We start from the raw sequence: 12121 nt of genomic DNA on the forward strand, positions 1-12121 counted from the left end.
GCCGGGACCCATAACCACGGGATGTGGTTTGACGATGACTCGGAGTTACCAGTTCGCGCCCACAACTTTTCCCTGGGGTTATGGGTCCCGGCTTTCGCCGGGACGACATAGGAGTTATTGGCTGGCCCTACTTCGTCAGCGGACAGCCGCTCTCCTTGGCCGTGAAGAACGCCTTCTCGCCGGGAACGACCGCGAGCTGCTTGTAATAGTCCCAGGGCTTCTTCGATTCGGAGGGCTTCTTGACCTCGAACAGATACATGTCGTGGACCATGCGGCCGTTCTCGAGCACCTTGCCGCCTTGCGCGAAGTCGTCGTCGACCGGCAACTCCTTCAGCTTCTTGGCGACCGCATCCGGATCCTTGGTGCCGGCGGCCTTGACCGCCTTGAGATAGCTCAGCGTCGCCGAATAGGTGCCGGCCTGGATCATGTTCGGCATCCGGCCGGTGCGCTTGAGAAAGCGTTCACCGAGATTGCGGGTGCGGTCGTTGATATCCCAGTAATAGCCTTCGGTCAGCACCAGGCCTTGCGCGGCCTGCAAGCCGAGGCCGTTCACTTCGGCGAGCGTCATCAAGAGGCCCGCGAGCTTCTGGCCACCGGAGACGATGCCGAACTCGGACGCCTGCTTGATCGAGTTGGTGGTGTCGAGGCCGGCATTGGCAAGGCCGACGATCTTCGCCTTTGAGCTCTGCGCCTGGAGCAGGAAAGAGGAGAAGTCCGAGGAGTTGAGCGGCACGCGCACTGAACCGAGCACCTTGCCGCCATTGGCGGTGACGATCTCGCTGGTGTCCTTCTCCAGCGCGTAGCCGAAGGCGTAGTCCGCAGTGAGGAAGAACCAGCTGTCGCCGCCGGCCTTGGTCAGCGAGCCGCCGGTGCCGACGCCGAGCGCGCGGGTGTCATAGGCCCAGTGGAATCCATAGGGCTGGCAGGCATCGCCGGTGAGGCGCGAGGTCGCAGCGCCAACCACGATGTCGATCTTCTTCTTCTCCTTGGAGAGCTCGTGGATCGCGAGCGCGACCGATGAGGTCGTCAGCTCCGTGATCATGTCGACGTTCTCGACATCGTACCAGCGCCGCGCGATGGAGGTCGCGAGATCCGGCTTGTTCTGGTGGTCGGCGGTGACGAGTTCCACCTTCTGGCCCAGCACCTCGCCGCCGAAATCCTCGATCGCCATCCTGGCGGCCTCGACCGACCATTTGCCGCCGTAATCGGCGTAGACGCCGGACTGGTCGTTGAGAATGCCGATCTTGACGCCTTGCGCATAGGCCGGCGCGGCCGCCAGCAAGGCCGAAATTGCGACAGCGGCCAAAAGTGCTGATTTCATAGGTTGCTCCCAGCAGTTTTCTGTTTTGAAATCGCGCGGATACTAGTGAAGAACCCCGGCGGTGCCCATCCATTTCGGCCTAGGCCGTTAGTAGGAAAGATCGGCGTCCAACCCAATGCTGTCGTCCCGGCGAAGGCCGGGACCCATACCGCGGAATCCATCGGTTGCATTCGGCAGGAGCACCGAACGACGAGTCTTCGCCAAACCACGTTCGGTGGTTATCGGTCCCGGCCTTCGCCGGGACGACAGCGTGAATATTGGAGCGTCGGTTGCTGCCACTGATACTTATGCAGCCACCGCCGTCGGCTTCCCCTCGTTCTTCCCCTCGGCCAGGTTCCTCACCACCACGTAGAAGATCGGCGTGAACAACAGCCCGAACAGGGTGACGCCGATCATGCCGAAGAACACGGCGACGCCGACCGCTTGCCGCATCTCCGAGCCCGAGCCGGACGAGATCACCAGCGGCAGCACGCCGAGGATGAAGGCGAAGGACGTCATCAGGATCGGCCGCAGGCGCAGGCGGCAGGCGTCGATCACGGCCTCCAGCCGCGGCTTGCCTTCCTTCTCGATGTCGCGGGCGAACTCGACGATCAGGATCGCGTTCTTTGCCGCCAGCCCTACCAGCACGACGAAACCGATCTGGGTGAGGATGTTGACGTCCTGCCCCATGATGCGCACGCCGATGGTGGCGGCCAACAGGCACATCGGCACGATCAGGATCACCGCGAACGGCAAGGTCCAGCTGCCATATTGCGCAGCGAGCACGAGATAGACGAACAGCACGCAGATCGGGAACACGTAGAGACCCGCATTGCCGCCCGTGATCTGCTGGTACGACAGGTCGGTCCATTCGAAGGTGAAGCCGCTCGGCAGGGTATCGTCGGCGAGCTTCTTGATGGTGTTGAGCGCGGTGGTCGAGCTGGTGCCCGGCGCCGGCTCGCCCTGCAATTCGGACGCCGCATAGAGATTGTAGCGCGCAACGCGGTCGGGGCCCGAGACGTCCTTGAACTCGACCACGCTGCCCAGCATCACCATGTCGCCGGAGGCGTTCCGCGTGCGCAGGCGCGACAGGTCGCTCGGTTCTTTGCGGAACGGGAAGTCCGCCTGCGCGGTGACGTGATAGGTGCGACCGAACAGGTTGAAGTCGTTGACATAGGTCGATCCGAAATAGGTCTGGATCGTGTCGTTGATGCCGGCGATGGGAACGCCGAGCTTCTGCGCCTTGGTGCGGTCGATGTCGACGAAGAGCTGCGGCGTATTGGCCGAGAACGGAGAGAACACGGAGGGAGCGAGCAGCGAGGGCGATTTGCGCGCCGCGGCGACAAGCTCGTCAGTAGCCGCGGCGAGCATCTCCGGCCCACGGCCCTGGCGGTCCTGGATGCGGATGGTGAAGCCGCCACCGGTGCCGATGCCGGGCACGGCCGGCGGCGGAATCACGATGATGAAGGCACCCTGAATCGCGGCCAAGCGTTTGCGCAGCTCGACCGTGATGGCGTTCGCAGACAATCCCTTCTTGATCCGCGCCTCGGGCTCGTCGAACACCGGGAAGAGCGCCGCCGCGTTGCCGGCCTGCGTCCGCGTCGCGCCGGAGAAGCCGGCGAAAGCGGCGACGCGGATGATACCCGGCGTATCCAGCGCGATCCGCTCGATCTCGCGCACGACCTCGGTGGTGCGTGCCAGCGAAGCGGCGCCCGGCAATTGCACGGAGATGATGACGTAGCCGCGGTCCTGCGCCGGAATGAAGCCTTGCGACGTGGTGGCGATCAGCCAGCCGGCGCTGCCGATCAGCACGACGTAGATCAGGATCATCACCGCCGAATGCCGGATCACGAAATTGGCGAGGCCGGCATAGCCATGCGCGAGACGGTCGAACACGCGATTGAAGACGCCCGTGAAAGCGCTCCAGCCGCGGGCGAGGATATTCCAGCGCGCCGGCGGCCGCTTCTCCTGGTGCGGGACGAGGAGAAGCGAGGCCAGCGCCGGCGATAGCGTCAATGAGCAGAAACAGGAGATTGCGGTCGCGACCGCAATGGTGACGGCGAATTGCTGGAAGAATTGCCCGGATATGCCGCCCAGAAACGCAGTCGGAACGAACACCGCGCAGAGCACCAGCGCGATCGACACCAGTGCGCCGCCGACCTCCTCCATGGTCTTCAGCGCGGCATCGCGCCGGCTCATGCCATGCTCTAGATGCCGCTCGACATTTTCGACCACCACGATGGCGTCGTCGACCACGATGCCGACGGCGAGAACGAGCCCGAACAGCGTGAGATTGTTGATGGAGAAGCCGAGCGCCGCCATCACCGCGAAGGTGCCGACCAGCGAAACCGGGATCGCGATGATCGGAATGATCGCGGGTCGCCACCCTTGCAGAAACACCAGAACCACGATGACCACGAGCAACATGGCCTCGTAGATGGTCTTGATCAGCTCATGGACGGACTGCGCGATGAACTCGGTCGGGTTGTAGCCGATATTGAAGTCGAGGCCCTTCGGAAAGGTCTCCTTCAGCTTCGTCATCGTGTCCGAAATGTTCTTCGCGGTCGCGAGCGCGTTCGATCCCGGCCGCTGCGTCACCAGCATGGCGACCGCCGACTTGCGCAGCAGGAAGCTGTTGGTGGAGTAGGCGAGAGCACCGAGCTCGATGCGGGCGACGTCGCGCAGGCGCACCGTGCGGCCGTCGGAGCCGGCCTTGATCAGGATGTCCTCGAACTGCTTCTGGTCTTTCAATCGCCCGGTAAAGGTGAGGTTCGGCTGGAAAGCGCGATCCGCGATCGGCGGCTCGGCGATCTGGCCGCCCGCGATCTGCACGTTCTGCGCACGGATCGCGGCGAGCACTTCGGCCGAGGTCAAGCCGAGATTGGCGATTCTATCCGGATCGAGCCATAGCCGCATCGAATAATCGCGTGCGCCGAAGATCTGGATGTCGCCGACGCCGTCGATCCGGAGCAGCTGGTCGCGGACCTGGAGCAGCGCGTAGTTGGAGATGTAGAGCTGGTCGAAAGTGTCGTCCGGCGACAGCATGAACACGACCATCAAAATGTCGGGCGAGTTCTTGCGTGTGGTGACGCCGTTGCGCTGAACCTCTTCAGGCAAACGCGGCTGCGCGATCGCGACGCGGTTCTGCACCAGCACCTGGGCCTTGTCGAGATCGGTGCCAAGCTTGAAAGTGACGGTGATGGTGAGCTGGCCGTTCGAGGTCGCCTGGCTGTAGAGATACAGCATGTCCTCGACGCCGTTGATCTCCTGCTCGATGGGAGCTGCAACCGTGTCGGACACGGTCTGCGCGGAGGCACCAGGATATTGCGTGGTGACGACGACGGTCGGCGGCACCACTTGCGGATATTCGGAGACAGGCAGCGTGGTGTACGCGAGCGCGCCGACGATCAGCAGCACGATCGACAGCACCATCGCGAGAATGGGCTGATTGATGGAGAGGCGGCCAAGATTCATGACTTGTCACCGGGCTTGCCACCGGCTGGTGCTGGCGCAGTCTGCGGGGTGACCTTGGCGCCGACACGGGCGCGCTGGATGCCGTTGACGATGACGCGGTCGTCAGCCTTCAGCCCTTCGCGGATCACGCGCAAGCCGTCATCGAGCGGCCCTAGCGTCACGGGACGCGCCTCGACAGTGTCGTCCGGCTTCACCACGAACACGATCTTGCGCGACTGGTCGGTCGCAACCGCGACGTCGGGAATCAGCAGCGCCTCATATGGCGCGCTGCCGATCAGGCGGACGCGACCGAACTGACCCGGCAGGATCGACAGATCGGTGTTCTTGATCACGGCGCGGCTGCGCAGCGTGCCGGTGGAGACATCGAGGCGGTTGTCGAGGAAATTGATGCTGCCTTCACGGGATGGTTTCGTCTCGCCGGCGAGCGTCACCTGCACCGGGTTCGCCGTATCGCGCGAGCTCGGGCGGCGGCCTTCGAACCACAGCTTGCTGTATTTGATGAAGGTCGCCTCATCCATGTCGAAATAGATATAGATCGGGTCGAGCGTCACGATCGAGGTGAGCAGCGTCGACGTTCCGGTATCGCTGCCCTGCACGAGATTGCCAGGGCTGACAAGATGGCGGCTGACGCGGCCGGTCAGCGGCGCCGTCACATGCGTGAATTCGATATTGAGCTTGGCGACTTTGAGTGCACCCTCGGCCTGTGTTTCGGCAGCGTGCGCGGCCTGCAAGGCCTGACGGCGCTGATCGACCACCTGCTCGGAGACGGCGCTGGTCTGCACCAGGCTCAAACCGCGATCGAGCTCCCGCTTTGCAAGCTCCACCTTGGCACGCGCATCGGAAAGCTGCCCCTCCGCCTGCGTGGCCACCGCCTCGAACGGACGTGGGTCGATGACATAGAGCAGATCGCCCTGACGCACGATGGCGCCATCCTGGAATTCGACAGAGTTGACAAACCCGCCGACGCGCGGGCGGACCTGCACCTCCTCCATGGCCTCGAAGCGGCCGGTGAACTCGTCCCAATCGGTGACGGTGCGCTTGACCGGCTGGGCGACGGTCACCGGCGCGGGCGGCGGGGCGGCCGCTTGCGGGGTCGGCTGTCCACAGCCCGCAAGACCGAATGCCGCGGCGAGAAGCCCCGCGATCACGCGAGGTCGAGGCGAAACGAAATCGTGCCTTTTGACAAACTGCTCGCTTCCGTCCGGTCCAGTCATCCCAGGTCCTCGCATAAAAACCGCGGAAATAGCAGGGTACGCCTGTACCCGCGGGCGCCACAAGATGGGTCGCAATGGTGAACTCTTCAAGACCAAAGCGCGCGCAAGGCTCGGCGAGATGCCCTAGCCGGATGATGGGTTGACAGGTTCTTCTTCGCCTCTCCCCGCCTGCGGCGAGAGCTATCGCATCTGACAGAAAAACTTGGGGCATTAACGCTTCCACAGCGTCATGGCCGGGCTTGACCCGGCCATCCACGTCTTGCCCCGTGGCGCAAAGAACGTGGACGCCCGGGCCTTCGCCTCGCAGAAGCGGCTTCGGCCGCGCAGGCGGTACAAGCCGGGCATGACGACCTCTCGGCCAGCGTCTTCGCGCATGACGAATGCCGCCAGCGCGGTTAGACTACCCCCCACAAGAACAAGACGAATTGTCCGGGGAGGGACAGGCGTGCACCAGGGACGTGTCGTTTACGGCGCGATCGAGGAAGTCGTGTTCGGCCACCCCGCGGCCGAAGCCGTGGTCGCGCAGATGGACCGGCTGGGGACGCGCCGCGCCTTCCTGATGGTCTCGGGGACGCTCAACCGCCAGACCGACGAAATCACGAAGATCAAACAGGCCCTGGGCACAAATTGCGCGGGCGTCTTCGATGCCATGCCGGCGCACACCCCGCGGGAGGCGGTGATCGCCGCCACCAATGCGGCGCGCGACGCGGGCGCCGACCTGATCGTCACCGTGGGCGGCGGCTCGATCACCGACGGGGCCAAGGCGGTGCAGCTCTGCCTCGCCAACGGCATCGACGATGTCGACGGCATCGAGCGTATCCGCGTGCACAAGGGCGTCGCGCCCGAGATGAATGCGCCGACCGTGCGTCAGATCAGCGTCCCGACCACGATCGCCGGCGGTGAGTTCAGCTCGATCGCAGGCGTCACCGACCGCACCGCCCATGTGAAACAGATGCTGCGGCATCCGCTCAGCGTTCCGCGGGCGACCATCCTCGATCCCGCCATCACCGTGCACACGCCGGAATGGCTGTTCCTCTCGACCGGCATCCGCGCCATCGATCATTGTGTCGAGGCGATCTGCTCGCGCGAGACGCATCCCTATGCCGACGCGCAGTCGGTGAAGGGCCTCGCCATGCTCGCCGACGCGCTGCCGCGGGTGAAGGCCGACCCTGGCGATCTCGACGCGCGCATGGATGCGCAGATCGGCACCTGGCTGTCGATGGGCGCGCTCGCCGCCGGCGTGCCGATGGGGGCAAGCCACGGCATCGGCTACGTGCTGGGTGCAGCCTTCGACGTGCCGCATGGCTACACCTCCTGCATCATGCTGCCGGCCGTGATGCGCTGGAATGCGCCCGACAATGCCGAGCGCCAGATGATCGTCGCGGCCGCAATGGGCTTTCCGGGTCACAAGGCGGCCGATGTGCTGGATGCCTTCATCCGCTCGCTCGGCATGCCGCGCAGCCTCGCCGATGTACGCGTCTCGCCGGAGCATTTCGACGCCATCGCGGACGCTGCGATGCGCACGAACTGGATTCCGCGCAACCCGCGCAAGATCGACGGCCCCTCGCAGGTGCGCGAAATCCTGGTTCTTGCCGCATGATCTAAAGCCGGAGGACCGATGTACCCAGGTCAGCATGCCCGCCTGCGTCCGCTCCAGCCCGCCTTCATCATGGCGGGAACTGGCGAGGCCGTCACCTATCGCGAGCTCGATGCGCGCAGCAATCGGCTGGCGCATTTGTTCCGCAAGCACGGCTTGAAGCGGCTCGACCATTATTCGATCTTCATGGAGAACAATTCGCGCTACCTCGAAGCCTGCGGCGCGGGCGAGCGCTGCGGCCTCTACTACACCTGCATCAACTCGTTCCTGACGCCGGGCGAGCTCGCTTATCTCCTGGTCAACAGCCAGTCGAAAATCCTGATCACGTCGGTTGCGAAGCTTGAGATCGCGCGCGAGGCGATCAAGGTCTGCCCCGACATCAAACTGTGCATCGTCGCCGACGGCCCGGGCGAGAGCGAGCGCATCGTCGGCCTCACCGAGGTGACCGCCAATCTGCCGAAGACGCCGATCCCGGACGAATGGCTCGGCACCGCCATGCTGTATTCATCGGGCACGACGGGACGGCCAAAAGGGATTCTGCGACCCCTTCCGGAGGAGCCGCCAAAGCACAATCTGCCGTTGTTCGATTTCCTGACCAAGCTTTGGCGATACCGCGAGGGCATGATCTACCTCTCGCCGGCGCCGCTTTATCATTCGGCGCCGCAAGCCGCCGTGAACCTCACGATCCGGATGGGCGGCACCGTCATCATCATGGAGAATTTCGATCCCGAGCGTTACCTCCAGCTCGTGCAGCAATGGGGCATTACTCATACCCAGTTGGTGCCGACGATGTTCTCGCGCATGCTCAAGCTGCCGGAGGGGGTGCGAAAACACTATGACCTGTCGTCGCTCGAGATCGCGATCCATGCCGCAGCGCCCTGCCCGGCCCTGGTGAAGGACGACATGATCAAATGGTGGGGACCGATCATCCACGAATATTACGGCGCGACCGAAGGCCTTGGCTTCACCGCCTGCGACAGCGCGGAATGGCTCGCCCATCGCGGCACCGTCGGCAAGGTGCTGCTCGGCGAGCTCCATATTCTCGACGAGACCATGAAACCATGCCCCACCGGCACGCCAGGACAGGTCTGGTTCAAGACGGCCTCGCCTTTTGAATATTTCAACGACCCGGAGAAGACCAAGGAGGCGCGCTCGGCCGACGGCAGCATGAGCACGGTCGGCGACGTCGGCTATGTCGACGAGGACCGCTTCCTTCATCTAACAGACCGCGCGACCTTCATGATCATCTCCGGCGGAGTGAACATCTATCCGCAGGAGTGCGAGAATTTATTGATCACCCATCCAAAGGTTGCGGACGCCGCGGTGTTCGGCGTGCCCAATCCCGACCTCGGCGAAGAGGTGAAGGCGGTGGTGCAGCCGATGCCCGGCATCGTGCCGGGCGAGGCGCTCGCCGAAGAGCTGATCGCGTTCTGCGGGGCGTCGCTGTCGCGGCAGAAGGTGCCGCGCTCGGTCGATTTCGAAAAGGAGTTGCCGCGGCTGCCGACGGGGAAGCTGTACAAGCGGCTGCTGCGGGACCGCTATTGGGGGAACAAGGCGTCCAGGATCGTGTGAGGGGCTTGGCCGACGCGCGCCACACACTTGGTGTCGTCCCGGCCTAGTGCGCAATGCGCACGGGGGCCGGGACCCATAACCACAGCGAGTGGTTTGGCGAAGATTCGTCGTTTGGTACTCCTGATGACTGTATCGATAGATCACGCGGTATGGGTCCCGGCCCCCGTGCGCAATTGCGCACTAGGCCGGGACGACGGTGGAGTTAGTGGCCAGAGATTGGGCTCCCTCACTTTGTGAGAGAAAACCCCTGCGGCCTTCCGTCATCCGAATTGCCGAGAGAGTAGCAGACCTTGCCGGTTGCCTCACCGCGCTCGCGTCGCTATCGTCCCCTCAAACAGGCCGCAAAAGGCCTAAAAGACAAGATGTCCAGGGAGGACGAGGATGCGGAGCGTACGAGCGCTCGCCGCGACGGCGGCGCTATCTTTGCTTGCGTTTTCGACCATTGCACCCGCCGGCGAGCCCAAGCAGGGCGGCATTTTGCGGATGTACCACCGCGACAGTCCCGGCAACGCCTCGATCCACGAAGGCGCGACCTACTCGCTCAACGTTCCCTTCATGCCGGTGTTCAACAACCTCGTCATCTACAAGCAGGACGTGGCGCAGAACAGCATGGACACCATCGTGCCCGAGCTCGCCGAGAGCTGGGCCTGGGTCAACGACAACAAGACGCTGACCTTCAAGCTGCGCTCGGGCGTGAAGTGGCACGACGGCAAGCCGTTCACCTCGGCGGACGTCAAATGCACCTTCGACATGCTGATGGGCAAGTCGCAGCAGAAGTTCCGGCAGAACCCGCGCAAGAGCTGGTACGAACAGGTCAACGATGTCTCCACCAACGGCGATCTCGAGGTCTCCTTCAACCTGAAGCGGCCGCAGCCTTCGCTAATTGCACTGCTCGCCTCGGGCTACACGCCGGTCTATCCCTGCCACGTCTCACCCGGCGACATGCGCACGCACCCGATCGGCACTGGCCCGTTCAAGTTCGTCGAGTTCAAGGCCAATGAATCGATCAAGCTGACTCGCAATCCCGATTATTGGCGCAAGGGGCGGCCCTATCTCGACGGCATCGAGTTCACCATCATCCCGAACCGCTCGACCGCCATTCTCGCCTTCGTCGCCGGCAAGTTCGACATGGCCTTCCCGACCGAAGTGAGCATCCCGCTTCTCAAGGACGTCAAATCGCAGGCGCCGAACTCGGTCTGCGTGGTCGAACCCAACAATGTCGCGACCAACATCATCGTCAATTCGTCTGCGCCGCCGTTCGACAATATCGACATCCGCCGCGCCATGGCGCTGTCGCTCGACCGCAAGGCCTTCATCTCGATCATGTTCGAGGGCCAGGGCGACGTCGGCGGGACCATGCTGCCGCCGCCGAATGGGCTGTGGGGCATGCCGAAGGAGATGCTTGAGACCATTCCGGGCTACGGCCCCGACATCAATGCCAACCGCGAAGAGGCCAAGAAGCTGATGCAGAAGGCAGGTTACGGACCGGACAAGCATCTCGCGGTCAAGGTCTCGACCCGCAACATCCCGGTCTATCGCGATCCCGCGGTGATCCTGATCGACCAGCTCAAGAGTATCTATATCGACGGGGAGCTCGACGTGGTCGAGACCGCAAACTGGTTCCCGAAGATCGCGCGCAAGGACTACATGCTCGGGCTCAATTTGACCGGCAATGCCGTCGACGATCCCGACCAGTCCTTCTACGAGAATTATTCCTGCGGCTCCGAGCGCAACTACACTAATTACTGCAACAAGGAGATCGAAAAGCTGTTCGATGTGCAGTCCCAAGAGACCGACATCAACAAGCGCAAGAAGCTGGTGTGGGACATCGACAAGAAGTTGCAGGAGGACGTCGCCCGCCCGATCATCTTCCACGCACGGACCGGCAGTTGCTGGCAACCTTACGTCAAGGGCGTGACGGTGATGTCCAACAGCTCCTACAATGGCTATCGTTACGAGGATGTCTGGATGGACAAGTAGCGCGGGCGACTGACGGGTTCGACGGGAGGCGATGCATGTTTGCCTATCTGGTGCGGCGCCTGTTGCTGATGCTCGTGACCCTGTTCGGGATCTCGATCGTCATCTTCTTCCTGCTGCGCATCGTCCCCGGCAACATCGTCGACATCCTGTTTGCCGCGGCCGGCTATGTCGATCCCGCCGACAAGGCCAATCTGGAAAAAGAGCTCGGCATCGACCAGCCGCTGGTGGTGCAATATTGGCACTGGATCAGCGGCTTCCTGCGCGGCGATTTCGGCTACTCCTACGTCTCGGAGAAGCCGGCGCTCCAGGAGATCCTGCCACGGATTCCGATCACCGCACGGCTCGCCGGGCTGGCGCTGTTGTTCTCGGCGTCCATCGGCATTCCTCTGGGCGTGATCAGCGCAGTGAAGCAGGGAACGAGGCTCGACTACGCGTTACGTGTGGTGAGCCTCAGCGGATTGTCGCTGCCATCGTTCTGGCTGGGCCTGCTTATCCTCACCGCCTCGGTCGCGATGTTCAACCAGATGCCGATCTTCAACCCGAATCCGGCGACCTGGCTGGAAGCCTTCGCGACCTATGCCGTGCCCGCCGCCGCCGTCGGCTTCCGCAGCGCGGCGCTGACCATGCGCATCACGCGGTCCTCGATGCTGGAGGTCCTGCGGCAGGACTATATCCGCACCGCGCGTGCCAAGGGCGCATCGGATGCCGCCGTGAACTATCAGCATGCGCTGAAGAATGCGATTCTGCCCGTCATCACCGTGATCGGCATCGAGGCGGCGTTCCTGATCGGCGGCCTCATCGTGACAGAGACGGTGTTCAACATCCCCGGCGTCGCGCGCTTCCTGGTCGAGGCGATTCGCTGGCGCGATTATCCGATCGTGCAGAACCTAGTGATGCTGATTGCCATCGTCGTGGTAAGCGCGAACTTCATCGTCGACATGCTGTACGCCGTGTTCGACCCGCGCATCAGGTACACGGATTAGG

7 protein-coding genes are annotated in these 12121 nt (G+C 63.3%); 4 read left to right on the top strand and 3 right to left on the bottom strand.

What is annotated here, in order from left to right; genetic code table 11:
* Window positions 1-127: 127 nt before the first annotated feature.
* The 3 genes from IVB40_RS33905 to IVB40_RS33915 form a co-directional block, all read right to left on the bottom strand.
* Window positions 128-1321 (bottom strand): ABC transporter substrate-binding protein, encoded by a 1194-nt coding sequence (locus tag IVB40_RS33905; protein ID WP_247404627.1) that lies wholly within the window; start codon window positions 1319-1321, stop codon window positions 128-130.
* A gap of 285 nt (window positions 1322-1606) precedes the next feature.
* On the bottom strand, window positions 1607-4774 hold the full coding sequence (locus tag IVB40_RS33910; RefSeq protein WP_247817608.1) for a multidrug efflux RND transporter permease subunit: 3168 nt from the start codon (window positions 4772-4774) through the stop codon (window positions 1607-1609).
* Window positions 4771-5988 carry an efflux RND transporter periplasmic adaptor subunit gene (locus IVB40_RS33915; protein ID WP_247817609.1) on the bottom strand — a complete coding sequence of 406 codons (1218 nt, stop codon included), beginning with the start codon at window positions 5986-5988 and terminating at the stop codon, window positions 4771-4773. The genes IVB40_RS33910 and IVB40_RS33915 overlap by 4 nt, the downstream gene beginning before the upstream one ends.
* 445 nt (window positions 5989-6433) lie before the next feature.
* On the opposite strand from IVB40_RS33915, the gene IVB40_RS33920 reads away from it, so the two are divergent.
* The 4 genes from IVB40_RS33920 (at window position 6434) to IVB40_RS33935 (ending at window position 12120) form a co-directional block, all read left to right on the top strand.
* A complete protein-coding gene (locus IVB40_RS33920; RefSeq protein ID WP_247817610.1) occupies window positions 6434-7588 on the top strand; it encodes an iron-containing alcohol dehydrogenase in 1155 nt (384 codons plus the stop codon).
* Between the two features lie 18 nt (window positions 7589-7606).
* On the top strand, window positions 7607-9157 hold the full coding sequence (locus IVB40_RS33925) for an AMP-binding protein (protein ID WP_247817611.1): 1551 nt from the start codon (window positions 7607-7609) through the stop codon (window positions 9155-9157).
* A 381-nt stretch (window positions 9158-9538) separates the two neighbouring features.
* Entirely contained in the window at window positions 9539-11137 is a 1599-nt protein-coding gene (locus IVB40_RS33930; RefSeq protein WP_247817612.1) for an ABC transporter substrate-binding protein, read from the top strand.
* Between the two features lie 35 nt (window positions 11138-11172).
* Window positions 11173-12120, top strand: coding sequence for an ABC transporter permease (locus IVB40_RS33935; RefSeq protein ID WP_027565975.1), 948 nt, complete (start codon window positions 11173-11175; stop codon window positions 12118-12120).
* Window position 12121 lies beyond the last annotated feature (1 nt).

The sequence above is a fragment of the Bradyrhizobium sp. 40 genome (assembly GCF_023100925.1).
GTDB lineage: Bacteria > Pseudomonadota > Alphaproteobacteria > Rhizobiales > Xanthobacteraceae > Bradyrhizobium.